General features: G+C 66.9%; 18 protein-coding genes. 8 read left to right on the top strand and 10 right to left on the bottom strand.

Annotated elements, in window-relative coordinates; all coding sequences use genetic code 11:
* Nucleotides 1-78 precede the first annotated feature (78 nt).
* Both ramB and C6A82_RS02680 read left to right on the top strand, forming a co-directional pair.
* Entirely contained in the window at nucleotides 79-1,488 is a 1,410-nt protein-coding gene (gene ramB, locus C6A82_RS02685) for an acetate metabolism transcriptional regulator RamB (RefSeq protein WP_105346403.1), read from the top strand.
* On the top strand, nucleotides 1,485-2,030 hold the full coding sequence (locus tag C6A82_RS02680; protein WP_105346402.1) for a carboxymuconolactone decarboxylase family protein: 546 nt from the start codon (nucleotides 1,485-1,487) through the stop codon (nucleotides 2,028-2,030). Before ramB ends, C6A82_RS02680 begins: the two co-directional genes overlap by 4 nt.
* Here C6A82_RS02680 and C6A82_RS02675 read toward each other — a convergent pair.
* Genes C6A82_RS02675 through adh form a run of 6 tightly spaced genes read right to left on the bottom strand, consistent with a single transcriptional unit; the run spans nucleotide 2,027 to nucleotide 6,677 of the window.
* On the bottom strand, nucleotides 2,027-2,317 hold the full coding sequence (locus tag C6A82_RS02675) for a hypothetical protein (RefSeq protein WP_105346400.1): 291 nt from the start codon (nucleotides 2,315-2,317) through the stop codon (nucleotides 2,027-2,029). The genes C6A82_RS02680 and C6A82_RS02675 overlap by 4 nt on opposite strands.
* A gap of 2 nt (nucleotides 2,318-2,319) precedes the next feature.
* Nucleotides 2,320-3,717, bottom strand: coding sequence for a dihydrolipoyl dehydrogenase (lpdA, locus tag C6A82_RS02670; RefSeq protein ID WP_105346399.1), 1,398 nt, complete (start codon nucleotides 3,715-3,717; stop codon nucleotides 2,320-2,322).
* Nucleotides 3,718-3,727: 10 nt separating this feature from the next.
* Nucleotides 3,728-4,294, bottom strand: coding sequence for a hypothetical protein (locus C6A82_RS02665; RefSeq protein WP_233216995.1), 567 nt, complete (start codon nucleotides 4,292-4,294; stop codon nucleotides 3,728-3,730).
* On the bottom strand, nucleotides 4,287-4,565 hold the full coding sequence (locus C6A82_RS02660) for a putative holin (RefSeq protein ID WP_199193825.1): 279 nt from the start codon (nucleotides 4,563-4,565) through the stop codon (nucleotides 4,287-4,289). The genes C6A82_RS02665 and C6A82_RS02660 overlap by 8 nt, the downstream gene beginning before the upstream one ends.
* A gap of 37 nt (nucleotides 4,566-4,602) precedes the next feature.
* Nucleotides 4,603-5,112, bottom strand: coding sequence for a DUF779 domain-containing protein (locus tag C6A82_RS02655; protein ID WP_105346431.1), 510 nt, complete (start codon nucleotides 5,110-5,112; stop codon nucleotides 4,603-4,605).
* 41 nt (nucleotides 5,113-5,153) lie between these two features.
* Nucleotides 5,154-6,677 carry an aldehyde dehydrogenase gene (gene adh / locus C6A82_RS02650; RefSeq protein ID WP_105346288.1) on the bottom strand — a complete coding sequence of 508 codons (1,524 nt, stop codon included), beginning with the start codon at nucleotides 6,675-6,677 and terminating at the stop codon, nucleotides 5,154-5,156.
* Between the two features lie 183 nt (nucleotides 6,678-6,860).
* Here adh and C6A82_RS02645 point away from each other — a divergent pair, with 183 nt between their 5' ends.
* The 6 genes from C6A82_RS02645 to C6A82_RS02620 all read left to right on the top strand — a co-directional run bounded on the left by C6A82_RS02645 (nucleotide 6,861) and on the right by C6A82_RS02620 (nucleotide 12,751).
* Nucleotides 6,861-8,855 (top strand): prolyl oligopeptidase family protein, encoded by a 1,995-nt coding sequence (locus tag C6A82_RS02645; RefSeq protein WP_396836770.1) that lies wholly within the window; start codon nucleotides 6,861-6,863, stop codon nucleotides 8,853-8,855.
* A 68-nt stretch (nucleotides 8,856-8,923) separates the two neighbouring features.
* The gene (locus tag C6A82_RS02640; protein WP_105346285.1) at nucleotides 8,924-9,250 is read left to right on the top strand and encodes a DUF2563 family protein; all 327 of its coding nucleotides are present in this window, start codon (nucleotides 8,924-8,926) and stop codon (nucleotides 9,248-9,250) included.
* Nucleotides 9,243-10,757 carry a hypothetical protein gene (locus C6A82_RS02635; RefSeq protein WP_105346284.1) on the top strand — a complete coding sequence of 505 codons (1,515 nt, stop codon included), beginning with the start codon at nucleotides 9,243-9,245 and terminating at the stop codon, nucleotides 10,755-10,757. Before C6A82_RS02640 ends, C6A82_RS02635 begins: the two co-directional genes overlap by 8 nt.
* A 10-nt stretch (nucleotides 10,758-10,767) precedes the next feature.
* Nucleotides 10,768-11,109, top strand: a complete 342-nt coding sequence (locus C6A82_RS02630) for a hypothetical protein (protein ID WP_142405986.1) — start codon at nucleotides 10,768-10,770, stop codon at nucleotides 11,107-11,109.
* Nucleotides 11,110-11,184: 75 nt separating this feature from the next.
* Nucleotides 11,185-11,841 carry an NAD(P)H-binding protein gene (locus C6A82_RS02625; protein ID WP_105346281.1) on the top strand — a complete coding sequence of 219 codons (657 nt, stop codon included), beginning with the start codon at nucleotides 11,185-11,187 and terminating at the stop codon, nucleotides 11,839-11,841.
* 16 nt (nucleotides 11,842-11,857) lie between these two features.
* Nucleotides 11,858-12,751 (top strand): crotonase/enoyl-CoA hydratase family protein, encoded by an 894-nt coding sequence (locus C6A82_RS02620; protein WP_105346279.1) that lies wholly within the window; start codon nucleotides 11,858-11,860, stop codon nucleotides 12,749-12,751.
* Here C6A82_RS02620 and C6A82_RS02615 read toward each other — a convergent pair.
* The 4 genes from C6A82_RS02615 to C6A82_RS02595 form a co-directional block, all read right to left on the bottom strand.
* Nucleotides 12,748-13,749, bottom strand: coding sequence for a DUF2889 domain-containing protein (locus C6A82_RS02615; protein WP_105346278.1), 1,002 nt, complete (start codon nucleotides 13,747-13,749; stop codon nucleotides 12,748-12,750). The two genes, C6A82_RS02620 and C6A82_RS02615, sit on opposite strands and share 4 nt — an antisense overlap.
* Before the next feature lie 71 nt (nucleotides 13,750-13,820).
* Nucleotides 13,821-14,675 (bottom strand): hypothetical protein, encoded by an 855-nt coding sequence (locus C6A82_RS02610; RefSeq protein ID WP_105346276.1) that lies wholly within the window; start codon nucleotides 14,673-14,675, stop codon nucleotides 13,821-13,823.
* A gap of 146 nt (nucleotides 14,676-14,821) precedes the next feature.
* Nucleotides 14,822-16,342 (bottom strand): aldehyde dehydrogenase family protein, encoded by a 1,521-nt coding sequence (locus C6A82_RS02600; protein ID WP_105346274.1) that lies wholly within the window; start codon nucleotides 16,340-16,342, stop codon nucleotides 14,822-14,824.
* A gap of 9 nt (nucleotides 16,343-16,351) precedes the next feature.
* Nucleotides 16,352-16,936: a phosphoesterase PA-phosphatase gene (locus C6A82_RS02595; protein ID WP_233216991.1), complete on the bottom strand. Its 585-nt coding sequence runs from the start codon at nucleotides 16,934-16,936 to the stop codon at nucleotides 16,352-16,354.

Genomic DNA, 16,936 nt, shown 5'->3' with positions numbered 1-16,936 from the left:
GGTTGCAGATACTGCCACAACCCGCCTGACTGCCAAGACTGCGAAGGCGTTCTTCACATTCTGGTTATGCTTTCTGACGTGGCCAAAACCTTCGTCGGTTCACGGGTCAGGCAGCTGCGCAACGAGCGGGGCTTCAGCCAGGCCGCGCTGGCCCAGACGCTGGACATCTCGCCGAGCTACCTCAACCAGATCGAGCACGAGGTGCGGCCGCTGACGGTCGCGGTGCTGTTGCGGATCACCGAGGTGTTCGGCGTGGACGCCACCTTCTTCGCCTCACAGGACGACACCCGTCTGGTCGCCGAGCTGCGCGAGGTGACGATGGACCGCGACATCGACGTCGACCCCGCCGAGATCGCCGACATCGTCAACGCTCACCCCACGCTGGCGCGGGCGATGGTGAACCTGCATCGGCGCTATCAGCTCACCACCACGCAGCTGGCCGCCGCGACCGAGGACCGGTTCTCCGACGGCAGCGGCTCGGGCTCGATCACGATGCCGCACGAGGAGGTGCGCGACTACTTCTATCAGCGGCAGAACTATCTGCACGAGCTCGATACCGCCGCCGAGGATCTGACGATCGACCTGCGCATGCACCGCGGCGACCTCGCCCGAGATCTATCGGATCGACTCAAGGCCGTGCACGGTGTGCGCATCGTGGCCCGAAGCGACCTCGGCGACACCGTGCTGCACCGCTACGACCCTGCGACGCGCAGGCTCGAGATGGGCAGCCACCTCTCGTCGGGCCAGCAGGTCTTCAAAATGGCCGCCGAGCTGGCCTACCTCGAGTTCGGCGGGCTGATCGACAAGCTGGTCACCGAAGGCAAGTTCACCAGCGAGGAGTCGACGAGGCTGGCCAGGCTCGGCCTCGCCAACTACTTCGCCGCGGCGACCGTGCTGCCGTACGCGCAGTTTCACGAGGTCGCCGAGAAGTTCCGCTACGACGCCGAGCGGCTCTCGGCGTTCTATGCGGTCAGCTATGAGACGATCGCGCACCGGCTGTCGACGCTGCAGCGGCCCTCGATGCGCGGGGTGCCGTTCTCGTTCGTCCGCGTGGACAAGGCGGGCAACATGTCGAAGCGCCAGTCCGCCACGGGTTTTCACTTCTCGTCCAGCGGCGGCACCTGTCCGCTGTGGAACGTCTACGAGACCTTTGCCAACCCGGGCAAGATCCTGGTGCAGATCGCGCAGATGCCCGACGGCCGCAGCTACCTGTGGGTGGCGCGCACAGTCGAACGCCGCGCATCGCGATATGGTCAGCCAGGCAAGACATTTGCCATCGGGCTCGGCTGCGAACTTCGGCACGCACACCGGCTCGTCTACTCGGAGGGACTCGACTTGTCGGGCGACATCGCCACACCGATCGGGGCGGGCTGCCGGGTATGCGAACGGGACAACTGTCCGCAGCGCGCGTTCCCGGCACTCGGCCGTGCACTGGATATCGATGAGCACCGCAGCACGGTCTCGCCGTACTTGGCGAGGCAGTCATGAACGTGCCTGCACGCATCGAACCGGGCGGCTTCCGCGAACTCGGGCCGGTCAACTGGGCGATCGCGAAGCTCGGCGCGCGTGCTATCCGGGCGCCGCGGTTCAGCCTCGTCACCGTGCTGGGTCAGCACAAGCTGCTGTTCCTCGCGTGGGCACCCTACAGCGCGATGTTGCTCGGCATGCTGAGCAAGCTTCCGGTGCGCGACGCCGAGGTGGTCATCCTGCGCGTCGGCCACCTGCGCGACTGCGAGTACGAGCTGCAACAGCACCGCAGGTTGGCGAGGACGCGCGGGCTCGGGCCCGAACTTCAGGCGAAGATCTTCGAGGGACCCGACGCCGACGGGCTGACCGACCGGCAGCGGGCGCTGATCACCGCCACCGACGAGTTCGTCGTCACCCGGGGTGTGTCACCGGAGACCTGGGCGACGTTGGCCAGCCACCTGAACAAGTCCCAGCTGATCGAATTCTGCATGCTGGCAGCGCAATATGACGGGCTGGCGGCCACCATCACGACGCTGAACGTGCCGCTGGACTTCCCGGACTAGAGGTATGTCACGCCGAGGACGACCAGCGACAGCAGCACCGGCGATATCGGCAGCGCGCACAGGAATGCCGCCAGCACTTCGCTTTTCCGCTGATAGGCGCGCCAGCCCAGCAGGCCCGCGACGATACCGACGAGGAACGACACCGCCGCCACCACCAAAACCCAGATGCTGACCGTGCGCGTCGCGATGGCAATGGAGATACCCGCAAGCCACAGCATGTGGCCGACGATCAACCCGCCAATACCGGCGACCCAGATCGCTCTCGCTGTGCTGACTGTCTGAACCACGTTCAGAAATTGATCATGTGGCCGGCAAGCCCGTGGAAGCACTCCTGCAGCGCCTCGGACATCGTCGGGTGGGTGTGCACGTTGCGTGCCAGCTCGGTGGCGGTCAGGTCCCACTTCTGGGCCAGCGTCAGCTCGGGCAGCAGCTCGGAGACGTCATGGCCGATGAGGTGCCCGCCGATCAGCTCGCCGTATTTCCCGTCGGCGATCAGCTTCACGAAACCGCTCGGGTCGCCCATACCGTGCGCCTTGGCGTTCGCGGCGAAGGGGAACTTGGCGACCTTGACGTCGTAGCCCTCTTCGCGGGCCTGCTCCTCGGTGAGTCCGAAGCTGGCCACTTGGGGCTGGCAGAACGTGGCGCGCGGCAGCATCCGGTAGTCGCCCAGCGGCAATGTGTCTGCGCCGCCGATGGTTTCGGCCGCGACGACGCCCTGCGCCTCGGCGACGTGAGCGAGCTGAAGCATGCCCGTGACGTCGCCGATCGCATAGATGTGCGGGACGTTGGTGCGCATGTAGTCGTCGATGCCGATGGCCTTGCGCTCGGTGGTCTGCACACCGGCCTTATCCAGTCCGTAGCCCTCGATGTTGGGCGCGAACCCGATCGCCTGCAGCACCTTCTCGGTCTTGATCTCCTCGGACTTGCCGTCCTTGCTCACCGTGACAAGGACCTCGCCGCCGTCGTCGTCTTTGATTCCCTCGACCTTGGTGCCCGTAAGGATCTTCACGCCGAGTTTCTTGAACTGCTTCTCGATCTCCTTGGACACCTCGGCGTCCTCGTTGGGCAGTGCGCGCGGGAGGAACTCCACGATGGTGACGTCGACTCCGTAGTTCTTCATCACGTAGCCGAACTCCATACCGATCGCGCCCGCCCCGGCGATGACGATCGACTTCGGCAGTTCCCGCGTCATGATCAGCTTCTCGTAGGTGACCACGTTCTCCGACAGCGACGTGCCGGGTACCAGTCGGGTGCTGCTGCCTGTGGCGATGATGACGTTGTCGAAGGTCACCGTCTCGGTGCCGCCTTCATTGAGGTCGACTTCGAGCGTGTGGTCGTCTGTGAACTTGCCGTAGCCACCGATCTCGGTGATCTTGTTCTTCTTCATCAGGAAGTGCACACCGGCGACCCGGCCGTCGGCGACCTTGCGGCTGCGGTCGAAGGCGACCCCGAAGTCGAACGTGGCCTCCCCGCTGATGCCGAACTGCTTGGCTTCCTTGGTGAAGATGTGCGCGAGTTCGGCGTTGCGCAGCAATGCCTTCGACGGGATACAGCCCACGTTAAGGCACACCCCGCCCCAGTATTTGGGTTCGACGACTGCGGTCTTAAGCCCTAGCTGGGCGGCGCGGATCGCTGCGACGTACCCGCCTGGGCCTGCTCCGAGAACAACGACGTCATAGTGGCTCACCCGGCCAACCCTAGTAGGGGATGACGCCCATCAGACAGCGGCTTGCGTGATCGCAGAAGTAGACGCCGTACAGCACCCCCGCCGCAGCAGTCGACGCGAACGGCGCCGACATCAATGCGACGCTCAGCGCGGACATCACCGGCTTGTCCGGCACCATCGCCGCAATCAGCGCCGCAACGATGCACATGACCACGTAGACCAGCACCATGAACACGGCGGGCGTCTTGTTGATCGAGTTGAACCACCAGTAGAAGAGTCCGAGCCCGACCGCCGCGGCCGGCACCCACGACACGGCGACGACGAGAACGAGCCTCCAGCGTTTGAGGTACTGGTCCTGGCTCGGCGCGACCGGCTCCTCGACGAGCGCCGGCCGCGGCTCGGACTGCGCTTCCTCGGTGAGCGCGGGCAGCGCACCGGTGAACGTCGGCGTGAACGGCGCAGTCGGCTCCGTCTTCGGTTCGGATTCGGCACCGTCAGGGCCGTTCGAGCCGTTGGTCGACTCCGGCTGCATCCGGGGCGGATGCCAGCCCAGCGGTGCGCGGTGTCGGTGGGTTCCCCGGTAGGTCTGCTCAGGCACCGTGCACCACCTGGATCACGGCGAGCGCGCCGAACCATGCGGGCGCGATCGCGAGGACGAATGCGCCAAGAGCCGTCATCCAGGCGCGGTGCGAGAACAGGATCAGCACCATGCCGAAGATGCTCGGCACCCCGACGACGAGAGCGATGACGAAATCGGGGCGGACGGTCGCGTCGACCAGCTTCATCGCCGCGATTCCGCCGAGCAGCCCCGCCGCGGTGCCGACAAGCATCGCGCTTGCGAGAATCCAAGCCCGTGGTACGGGTATCACGTTTTCGACGATAACGCCGGATGGAGGCGTAGCGGCTTTACCGACTCGGCGTGGCAGGTAACGGGCAGGCATCGATCGCTTGCGCGACGATGTGTGTTCCATTCTCGACCGGCCGCATGCCTTTTTCGTATTCGGCACCGGTCACCGGCGGGGTGGCGGTCAGGGCACGATTCTCGGCCTCGGTGAACGCCCGGCCCCGCGACAGGAACCGCATGCCCTCGGGCGCCTCGACGCTGAACCCGCCGCCGCGGCCGGGCACCACGTCGATCACCAGCTGCGTGTGCTTCCATGCCTCGAACTGCGGGCCGGAGATCCAGACCGGCACCCCGGGATCGCCAACGTCGAGCACGGCCAGCAGCACGTCGCGGTCGCCGACGATGAAGTCGCCGTCTGGATAGCACATCGGCGACGACCCGTCGCAGCAGCCGCCGGACTGGTGGAACATCAGCGCGCCGTGCCTGCCCTGCAGCTTGGTCAGCAGGTCGGCCGCCGCGCGGGTGATGAGCGCTCTGGGTGGCGGACCGTCTGGCGATTTCGGCGCGCTCACCGACGCTGAGCGCACGTTAGCGCGCCGAATTCGCTGTGTCATCAGAAGAAACCCTGAGCCTTGTTGCTGTAGCTCACCAGCAGGTTCTTGGTCTGCTGGTAGTGGTCGAGCATCATCTTGTGGTTCTCGCGGCCGATGCCGGACTGCTTGTAGCCGCCGAACGCCGCATGGGCGGGGTACGCGTGATAGCAGTTGGTCCAGACGCGGCCCGCCTTGATGTCGCGGCCTGCGCGGTAGGCGGTGTTGCCGTCGCGGCTCCACACTCCGGCGCCGAGGCCGTAGAGCGTGTTGTTCGCGATCGAGATCGCGTCGTCGTAGTCGGTGAATGACGTCACCGCCACCACCGGACCGAAGATCTCCTCCTGGAAGATCCGCATCTTGTTGTTGCCCTCGAAGATGGTGGGCTGCACGTAGTAGCCGCCGTTGAGGTCGCCGCCGAGTTCGGCGCGCTCGCCGCCGGTGACCACGCGTGCGCCTTCGTCCTTGCCGATCTCGATGTAGGACAACACCTTCTCCAGCTGGTCGTTGGAGGCCTGCGAGCCGATCATCGTCTCGGTGTCCAGCGGGTCGCCCTGCCGGACGGCCTTGGTGCGGATGGCGGCGAGCTCGAGGAACTCGTCGTAGATGTCGGACTGGATCAGGCTGCGCGACGGACAGGTGCACACCTCGCCCTGGTTCAGCGCGAACATCGTGAAGCCTTCCAGCGCCTTGTCCTGGAAGTCGTCCCCCGCGGCCATCACGTCGGAGAAGAAGATGTTGGGGCTCTTGCCGCCGAGTTCCAGCGTGACCGGGATGAGGTTCTGGCTGGCGTACTGCATGATCAGCCGGCCCGTCGTCGTCTCGCCGGTGAAGGCGATCTTGGCGATGCGGTTGCTCGATGCCAGCGGCTTGCCCGCCTCGGCTCCGAAACCGTTGACCACGTTGACGACACCCGGCGGCAGCAGGTCGCCGATTAGCGACATCAGGTACAGGATCGACGCGGGTGTCTGCTCGGCGGGCTTGAGCACCACGGCGTTGCCCGCCGCGAGTGCGGGCGCGAGTTTCCAGGTGGCCATCAGGATCGGGAAGTTCCACGGGATGATCTGGCCGACCACCCCGAGCGGTTCGTGGAAGTGGTAGGCGACGGTGTCGTCGTCGATCTGGCTCAGCGAGCCCTCCTGCGCGCGGATGGCGCCCGCAAAGTAGCGAAAGTGGTCCACCGCCAACGGGATATCGGCGGCCAGCGTCTCACGGATCGGCTTGCCGTTGTCCCACGCCTCGGCCAGCGCGATCGAGTCGAGGTTCTCCTCGATGCGGTCGGCGATCTTGTTGAGGATGACGGCGCGCTCCCCCGCGGAGGTCTTGCCCCATGCGGTCGCCGCGCCGTGCGCCGCGTCGAGAGCCTTGTCGATGTCGGCCTCGGTGGAACGGGCGACCTCGCAGAACGCCTGACCCGTGACCGGCGTCGGGTTCTCGAAGTACTCACCGCCGGCAGGCGGCACCCACTCACCGCCGATGAAGTTGCCGTAGCGAGACTCGTAGGCCATCAGTGCGTCGGCGGAACCTGGGCGTGAGAAAACGGTCATGACTGACTCCTTCGACGGTCGAACGGGCGCGCCCCAACGCCGATTGTGCCCCCGATCACACAGGGATGCCAGAAAGGGCTCCCGAGCTGACTTCACCCAGTCCAGATCGACGAAATGGTGGGCTGCACTCGCACTTCTGCGCCCAAATGTCGGTTTCGGCGTGGGGGAACGCACAATGTGGGGGTGACCGATCCGTACCTCTGGCTCGAAGACATCACCGGCGAGGACGCGCTGGACTGGGTCCGCAGCCGCAACGAGCCGACGCTCGCGGAATTGTGCGGTGAACGCTTCGAGCAGATGCAGACCGAGGCGCTCGAGGTGCTCGACACCGACGCGCGTATCCCGTACGTCCGCCGCCGTGGCGACTGGCTCTACAACTACTGGCGCGACGCCGAGAATCCCCGCGGGCTGTGGCGGCGCACCACGCTGGACAGCTACCGCACCGACGCACCCGACTGGGAGAGGGTGATCGATCTCGACGCGTTGGCTTCCGCCGAGGACGAGAACTGGGTGTGGGCGGGCGCGCGCGTCATCGAGCCCGACCATTCCCTCGCGCTGGTCACGTTGTCGCGAGGTGGCTCTGACGCCGCTGTCGTTCGTGAATTCGACATGCGGACAAAGCAATTCGTTGTCGACGGCTTCCGGGTGCCCGAGGCGAAGACCCAGATCAGCTGGGAAGACGAGAACGCGGTGTTGATCGGCACGGATTGGGGCGATGACTCGCTGACGGAGTCCGGCTATCCGCGGCTGGTCAAGCGCTGGCGCCGAGGAACACCGCTCGACGACGCCGAGACGCTGTTCAGTGGTTCGCGCACCGATGTGCTCGTCGCGGCGACGCGGGACCACACGCCTGGCTTCGAGCGGACCTTCCTCAACCGCGCCGTCGACTTCTTCAACGACGAGGTGTACGAGATCCGCGACGGTGAGCTCATTCGCATCGACGCACCGACCGACGCCACCGTGTCGGCCCATCGCAACTGGCTTCTCATCGAGCTGCGCACCGACTGGTACACCGGCTCGGACACTTACCGCGCCGGCTCGCTGATCGCCGCCGACTACGACGAATTCCTCGCCGGCACAGCGGATCTGCAGGTGGTCTTCGAAGCCGACGACCACACCAGCCTCAACCACTACGCGTGGACAAAGGACAAGCTGGTCATCGTCACGCTCGCCGACGTCGTGAGCCGCGTCGAGACGGTGACGCCCGGTAGCTGGGCGATCGAGCCGGTGCCCGGCATCCCGGACAACTCCAACGCCGTCATCGTCGACACCGATGACCTCGGCGACGAGATCTTTCTGGACTTCAGTGGTTTCACCACGCCGTCACGGCTACTGCACGGTCCCGTCGAGGGACCGCTAGAGCTGATCAAATCCGCGCCGTCGTTCTTCGACGCCGACAGCATCGCGGTCGCGCAGCATTTCGCCACGTCAAAGGACGGCACTGCGATTCCCTATTTCGTTGTGGGACAACAGGACAAAGGGCCTGGACCGACGCTGCTGAGCGGCTATGGCGGGTTCGAGGTCTCGCGGACGCCGGGATACGACGGCGTCACGGGGCGGTTGTGGTTGGCGCGCGGCGGAACCTACGTGCTGGCCAACATCCGCGGTGGAGGCGAGTACGGGCCAGGCTGGCACACCCAGGCGATGCGCGAGGGGCGCCACCTGGTCGCCGAGGACTTCGCGGCGGTCGCAGCGGATCTGGTACATAGCGGGATCACCACCGTCGAACAGTTGGGCGCCCAGGGCGGCAGCAACGGCGGCCTGCTGATGGGCATCATGCTGACGCAGTACCCGGAGTTGTTCGGCGCGCTGGTCTGCAGTGTGCCGCTGCTGGACATGCGGCGCTTCCACCTGCTGTTGGCCGGCGCGTCGTGGGTGGCCGAGTACGGCGACCCCGACGACCCCGACGACTGGGAGTTCATCTCGAAGTACTCGCCTTATCAGAACATTTCGGCGGACCGGAGCTACCCACCGCTGCTGATGACCACGTCGACGCGGGACGACCGGGTGCACCCCGGCCACGCACGCAAGATGACCGCCGCACTCGAGGCGGCCGGACACGAGGTGCGCTACTACGAGAACATCGAGGGCGGACATGCCGGAGCGGCGGACAACAAGCAGACAGCGTTCCGGTCAGCCCTGATCTTCGAGTTCCTGCACCGGACCCTGCACAGTTGACGCACCGAGCACCGCTGCGGCCGGGGTAGGCTTGCAGCAAAGATGTCAGCTAATTGCCGGAGTGCCGAATGAGAGTGGAACCCGACGTCCTCAAGGACGGTGCCGATGTCTCGCGCAACGCCGGACAAATTGTGGGCAGCGGTGCAGATGCGCTGGCTCAAGCCCCGATCCGCGCCGGGATCTTCGGTGATTTCGACGCCGCCCACACCTTCCACAACACGCTGGCCGCCGGGCATCGAACGCACGTGCAGGCGATGCGCGGCAACCATCGGACCCTCACCGGCGTCGGAGATAAGGCGCACAAGGCCGCGGTGTCGTTCTCCGAGACCGAAGCCCGCAACAGGTCTGCGATCGACGCGGTGCCGGGGCAGGGCGCCAACGTCACGGATGCCTGAGTATCCGCAGCTGATCCACCTGAGCGTGCCAGAACTCATCGGCGCAGCCGGAGGGGATCCCTGGCGCACCGACGAGACCGTCCAGGCCGGATCGCCCGGCGAGATCAGCGAGCTGGCCATGTCGTTCCGCAACGCGGGCGTATGCATGACCGAGACCGACGAGGAGTTCGACGCGGCCAAGAAGCGATTCGACGCGGCGTGGGACCGCGACGACCCCGCCCACCCCATCAACGACGCAGAAGAAGTCCGGCGCGCCACGCAGTGGCTGAAACTCGGCAAGGAGCAGATGGCCAAAGTCTCTGCAGACCTGCAGAACATCGCGGCTACCCTCGCCGAAGCCCAACGCAGCGGGCATGTTTCGATCGGAAACCTCAACGCTCGCCTCGTCCAGATCGACAACGTCATCGCCGCCGAGATCGCCAAGGCCAAGGCCGACGGCGTGCAGCTCGACTGGTCGGCACTGAAGGCGGCCGCGATCGACGCCACCAAAGGGTCTCTCGGGGAGGTGACAGCCGTCCGCGAGGCATACGGCACGAAACTGCGCGAAGCCGAGATCGACATGGCCGCCGACGGTTATGACACCGACGCCATCGAGGGCGGCGAAGGCCAGGGCGAGCAGTCCGCGCAGGACGAGGCGGGCAGCGCCGCCAAGCGGTACGACGAGACCCAGCACGCCGCCGACGAGGCGCTCGTGAACAGCGACGGTCCGATGACTCCGGAAAAGCAGGCTGCCGCAGCGCGTTTGCGGGACGTCGGGATCGTCAACGATCCGAACGCCAACCCGTATGCCAAGCAGTACGCGGGCGAGCGGCTCGGCGACTACAACATGTCCCGGTTCGTCGGACCGCTGCCCGTCGACCCGATCCTCGGCACCGACGCGCGCCAGCAGGCGAAGGTGCGATTGGACTATCAACAGAAGCTCGAAGCGGGCATGTTCGGTCCGCCGATGTCACCGGACGCGGCGACCGCGTTCCTGGACAGCTGCGATACGCAGGCTCGCGCGATCGCCATCGACCGGGTCGAGCAGCAGCTCAGAAACGTCGGCGTGTCCGAGGAGGGCATCGGCAAGCTGATCTCGGGCATGGGTTCGCTGTCCGACAGCATCGGCACCGGCGTCGGCCAATACGGGAAGTCGGTGGAGACCGGCGAACACGCGTTAGCGGGTCTGTCGAAGGTCGATGCCGAGCTCCTCTCGAAGTGGGGCGGCCGAGTGGGCTGGGCGGGCAACCTCGCCCAACTCGCCGTCGCGCTCAACGAATGGTCTGCCGGCGGGATGAACCGCAACGAGGAGCTCGGCGAGGCTGTCGGGGGTGTCGGCGGCAGCGTCCTCGGCGGAATGGCGACGGGCGCCGCGGTCGGCTCCTATGGGGGTCCCTACACCGCTGCCGCCGCAGCGGTGATCGGTGGGCTTCTCTGCGGCTTCGCGGGCTCCGATCTCGGCGGCCGTTTCGGCAAGCTGTTCGACCCGAAGCTGTACTCGGCCGGCGGCGGCGGCGGAAGCTGGTAGGGGGACGCGATTGGACCCCTCGAGAATGGTGTTCTACGCCGGGCTGACCGCGATCCTGCTCGGCGCCGTCGGCGGCATGTTCCCGCTGTGGAGATCGAGAACGCTGTCTCCGGCTTCCATCCAGCGGCGCTGCTATTGGGCCGGTGCCATCGGTGGCACGCTGTTGATGTTCGCCTCCCAGTGGCCTGATTGGCGATCCGGACTGTTCGTCGCTTTCGCGTCGCTGTTCGTCCTTGTGCTGAGCGCCTACCGGTTCACGTCCCACATCAAGCTCGGCGGCCGGATCTACGAGTACATGCGCGACCCCAATCGGCCCGATCCGCCCCCGGCGCTGGCGCGCACCGATGACTGACGACAGATCCGCCTACGACGACCGGCACGCCCGCAGGACATTGCCGTACTCCCCGATATCGGCGAGCCTCTACAGATGCGCATAGTGATCGCAGGCGGACACGGACAGATCGCGTTGATCCTCGAGCGGCTGTTGTCGGCACGCGGCGACTCGGTCGCCGGTTTCATCAGGAACCCGGCCCAAGCAGGCGATCTGGCAGACGCCGGCGCCGAAGCGCTGGTCGTGGACCTCGAGAAGGCGTCGGTCGACGAGGTGGCCGGGCATTTGCGTGGCGCAGACGCCGTCGTCTTCGCCGCAGGCGCAGGCCCGGGCAGCGGAGCCGCGCGCAAGGACACCGTCGACCGCGACGCGGCGATCCTGCTGGCCGACGCGGCCGAAGCAGCGGGAGTCGAACGGTACGTGATGGTCTCCGCGATGGCCGCCGATCCCCGGGCCACCGCCGAGGAGCAGGTGTTTCAGGTGTATCTACGCGCGAAAGGTGCTGCGGACGAGGCGATTCGGGGCCGAGCCGGATTGAAATGGACCATCGTGCGACCGGGCGCGCTGACCAACGACGCCGGCACAGGTCGGGTGACGGTCGCCGAGTCGACGGCTCGTGGCAGCGTCCCCCGCGAAGACGTCGCGGCGGTTCTCGTCGCCGTGCTCGACGAGCCGCGCACCGCGGGCCGGAGCTTCGACCTCATCTCGGGCGGGACGGCGGTCACCGAAGCCGTCGCCGCGCTCGCCCGCTGACGCGATAGGAGCAGGCATGCCCAGCTTCGAGACCCTCCTGTACACGACGGAAGCGCCCGTCGCGACCATCACCCTCAATCGGCCGGACGACTTGAACACCATCGTCCCGCCGAGGCCCGATGAGGTGGAGGCGGCGGTCGGCCTCGCCGAACGCGATCCGGCGATCAAGGTCATCGTGCTGCGCGGGGCGGGCCGTGCGTTCTGTGCGGGCTACAACTTCGGCGGCGGCTTCGCGCACTGGGACGAGTCGATGAACACCGGCGGGACATGGGATCCGGGAAAGGATTTCGCGTTCACGACCGCGCGCGCCACCAGCCCGCACCAGAAGTTCCTGGCGATCTGGCGATCGTCCAAGCCTGTCATCGCCCAGGTGCACGGCTGGTGCGTCGGCGGCGGAAGCGACTACGCGCTGGCCGCCGACATCGTGATCGCCAGCGACGACGCCGTCATCGGCACACCGTACTCGCGGATGTGGGGCGCCTACCTGAGCGGGATGTGGCTGTACCGGATGAGCTTCGCGAAGGTGAAGTGGCATTCGCTGACCGGCGAACCCCTCACCGGCCGCGAGGCCGCCGACGTGGAGCTGGTCAACGAGTCGGTGCCGTTCGAACGGCTCGAGGCGCGTGTCGCCGAAGTGGCCGCGATGCTGAGCCGAATCCCGTTGTCGCAGTTGCAGGCACAGAAGCTGATCGTCAACCAAGCCTACGAGAACATGGGCCTGGCGTCGACGCAGACACTCGGCGCCGTTCTCGACGGGCTGATGCGCAACACTCCCGAGGCGAAGAATTTCGTCGACACCGCCACTGAGAGCGTGCGAAGCGCCGTCGAGCAGCGCGACGGTCCGTGGGCCGATTACAGCCAGGCGCCGCAGGAGCGGCGGCCCGACCCGACACACGTCATCGAGCCCTAACGCGCGGCCCGGAGGTCAAGCAGCGCATCGAGATCGGCGAGCGCGCGCAGTGTGTCGTTGAGGTGCGTGCAGGTGCTGGTGCCGACGAAATCTGCACGAACGCGGTCTCGCATCTGCGACAGCCTCATGCCCTGTGTCCGCGCCGCGCTGCCGATGGCGCCCGGGCATTCCTGCCACGGCAGCACCCGGACAGTCGCCACGACGGAGGCGATCGTTCTCGTCTCGGTGTCGACCGAGCCCTCGACCGTGTACTCGTGCACGATCGTCTCGACGCCGTCACCGTCGACGTGCGAGTCGCGGAAGTGGGCGTCGAAATCGTTTTCAGGCCGCAGGTCGAGCCTGCGGAACCGCCGCATACCGTGCGGGCGCAGCGGTTCGACGGTGTGGATGCCTGCGAGATCCAACGGCGGGGCGACCGGCCCGTGCACCGACGGGATGGTGCCGTTGCGTTTGGCATAGGGAACGAGCGAGGCATCCTCGGCGAAGCCCGCGCAGATGTCTGCCATGTGGTCGGCGGTGCCTGCGGGCAGCTTCTCCTCGATACCGAGCGTGATCGCTTCGTGCTGCGTCGAATAGCCGGAGACGAGCGCCGCGCCGACCCAGTCGTCGAGCAGGAGGTTGAGCAGCCCGGCCCGCGCAATCTCGTCGGGCAGCAGCTTGGTCACCGCCGAGCGGAATCCCGGCCCGACGCGGCTGCCGAGTAGTCGGGCCAGCCGTGCGTCGTGCGGGTCTGCGGCGATCTCGTCGATGACGCGCTCGCCGAGATGCGCACGCACCCGGACCTCGCCGAGCACGTGGGCCCCGCCTTCCTCCAGGCCGACGACGTCGCAGGCCCGCAGGTCGACGATTGCCCTCTGTCCTCCTCCGGTGCGGTTGGAGCTACCGGTTCCGGCCGGATGGGTGTCGATGGTGCTGGTGCGGCGCAGTACGCCCGCGGTCAGCGACGGCCACGCCTGAACGGGCAGCTGCGGGCCCGCGATGTCCGTGACGAATGGCATGAACGGACTCTATGCCTTGGCGATTTGGGCGCGAAAACCATCGCTGCGCGACGGAAATCGCGCCGAAATCGCTATTCGCTTCTTCGCAGCACGCCGAGCACGGAGACGAGGATGCCGAACACGGCCAGCAGGCCGCCGGCCGCCAGCGTCAGGTTCAGCCAATGGTGCAGGTCGGCCTCGGCGGTGTCGACCATGACGTCGGCCACCGTGCGGATGTCGCCGGTCGTGTTGTTCAGCGCGTCGTCGATGTAGCGCCTGCCGACCTCCAGCCCCGCCCACCCTGCCGCGCCGACGATGAGGGCCGAAACACCCAGAGCGGCAAGCGCTTTGCCACGAGAGCGGGCCAGCGCCAGTGTCAGCAGGGCGAAGATGGCCGTGAGCACGCAGGCGCCGATGCTGACCCACGGGCCCCACCTCGACAGCGTCTTCAGCTGACCGGGGCGCAACGACGACGACTCGGGCACTGTGATCGGCACCGTCAGCGTCTCCGGAACATCGAGGTTGAGGTTGCCCAGCGTCTGCCGCAGCGAGTCGTCGGAGAGCATCGGCGCGATGTCGACGAGCCATCGATCGCCGTTGCTCTGGTCGTGCTGAACCGAGTCGGTGAACATCCACCGGTGGGCGATCCGGTTGGCCTGCGCGAACTGCCCGGGGAATCCGGAATTGGCGGTGTAGGCGGAGGTGACGCCGCGAACCAGTTCGGAGTTGTTGAGCTGATACCCGCTGTCGGCGGCCAGCGCGGTGATCTGCGTCGACAGCTCCGAGGCCATCGCCTCCTGCAGTTCGGGCTCCTCGGCGGCGTCGGCCGCGAGCGCGGCGTACCCGTCCTCACTCACCACGGTGTACGCCGCCCATGACGCGGGAACGGCGACCGCGAGCAGCACCGTTGCCGTGAGCCAGCACAGCAGCGCCGCAAGAAACCGCACGCTGCCCTCCTACGCCGAACGGGACGCGGGCGCGTCAGTCGGCCAGTGCGCGCCCCACGCTCAGGGGATCCGGCCGACCGACCGCCTCGTGATCCCTGTTGTCGTAGACGAACTTACTCAGTACGTGTCGGGTGAACCGGCGGCGGCTACTTCGCGGTGCGCTTGGGCCGGATCAGGGCGAGCTTGGTCATCAGCTTGTTCATCCGCGTCAGGGCCCTGTGCGAGTTGTTGTAGTAGTTGCCGCCCGCCCCGACACTGATGCGAGGCGCGACGACGGCCTCCTGCCTGCAGTACTTGCGCAGCCCCTCTGCGCCGCCGAACCGCGCGCCCATCCCCGACGTCTTCCAGCCGCCCATCGGGGCGGTGGTGCACATCAGGTTGGAGATCACGTCGTTGATGTTGACAGCGCCGCAATCGAGCTGGACGGCAACCTCTTTGGCGCGTTCGATGTCGGAGGAGAAGACCGATGCCGACAGGCCGTAGGGGCTATCGTTGGCGAGCCGGACCGCCTCGCCCACCGTCGAGACCTTCATGATCGGCAGCGTCGGGCCGAAGGTCTCCTCGGTCATGCACGTCATCGTGTGATCGACGTCGACGAGCACCGTTGGCGGGTAGAAGCTGCCCGTTCCCGCGGGGCGCTCGCCGCCGGTCAGCGCCCTCGCGCCTGCGGCCACCGCCTCGCTGACGTGGCGTTCGGTCACGGCCACCTGGCTCTCGTCGATCATCGAGCCGACGTCGTAGCCCGCACCCGCGCCGACCTTCAGCTTCTCGACAGCGCGCACGACGGCGTCAACGAATTGGTCGTACACGGAATCCAGCACGTAGACCCGCTCGACCGAGACGCACGTCTGGCCTGCGTTGAACATCGCGCCCCACACCGCGGCGTGCGCGGCGAGCTCGATGTCGGCGTCCTCGAGCACGATCATCGGATCCTTACCGCCGAGCTCGAGGCTCACCGGGGTGAGCGTTCGCGCGGCGCGTTCCATCACCTTCGCTCCGGTCGCACACGACCCGGTGAACTGGACGAAGTCGGCGTTGTCGATGACGGCCTCGGACACCTCGCGCGCGCCCTGCGCGAGCGCAAGCACCTCGGGGGCACCCGAGTCGTGCCAGCCGCGCAGCAGCACCTCCGCGGTCAGCGGCGTCCGCTCGGACGGTTTGAGCAGCACCGAGCAGCCCGCGGCCAGGGCGCCGATGGCGTCCATCAGGGCGTTGGCCACCGGGTAGTTCCATGGCGCGATGATGCCGACGACCGGGCGCGGCCGGTAATGCACGGTGACCTTCTTGATCGACAGGAACGGCAGCGACGCGGGGCGTGACTCCGGCGCGAGCGCCTTTTCCATCGTCTTGATGTAGTACGACAAGATCATGATCAGCAGCGGCACCTCCTGTGCCGCGTCGACGGCCGACTTGCCGGTTTCCTTGATCAGCAACGCCTCGATCTCGTCGCGATGCTCGCCGAGCCAAACGGTGTAACGGGCAAGCACTTTGGCGCGGCCCTTGGCGCCGCGCGCTTCCCATGCCTTCTGCGCCTCGCGCAATCCCGCCGCGATACGCGGCACATCGGCGGGATCGGTCCAGCGCACCTGCCCCGCCACGTCGCCGGTCGCGGGGTTGCGGATGGTGGTCGCCGACGAGGACGTGTCAACTTCTGGCGTCGCGGTCATGCCCCCAGCTTAACCAGCGGTGTGATCTGCGTCGCAGCCGGGTTGACGCGTGTCAAGTTCGGTCACCACGGCGGCGATGCACACCACCGCGCTGCCAAGCAGCAACGCACCGACGCTGTCGGTGATGTAGTGGTACGTGACGCCCTGGCCGATGGCGCCGAGCACGCTCACGACCGACGCGACCACCACGGCCCACCACGCAGCGCCCGCGAGCAGTACCAGCATGCCCATCACCACGACGGCCGCGGTTGTGTGGCCGCTCGGGTAGGCGAGCGATGACCCCGATAGGCGCCCGAACCACCGCTTGAGCAGTTGGGCGAGCGCGATCCCGACCAGCGGGGCCGCCACCATCAGCATGGCCAGCCTGTGTCGACCGAGATAGAGGGCGATGAAGACACCGAACAGCAGCGCGATCGTCAGCAGCCACGGATCGGTGAAGATCAACAGCCAGGGCAGTGGCGTGTTCCGAAAATCATGGAACCAGGAGTCCAGCGGGGTCGAGCGTTTACCGACCGCCCAGCCCAGCACGCATACCGCAGTGACGGCGATCCCCGACCACAGCAGCAGCGCCCTGCGGCAGGCGACGCATGTCAC

The organism is Mycobacterium sp. ITM-2016-00318, assembly GCF_002968285.2.
Lineage (GTDB): Bacteria > Actinomycetota > Actinomycetes > Mycobacteriales > Mycobacteriaceae > Mycobacterium.
Note: the sequence above shows the minus strand (reverse complement) of the source record. Positions and strands in the feature narration are given on the sequence as shown.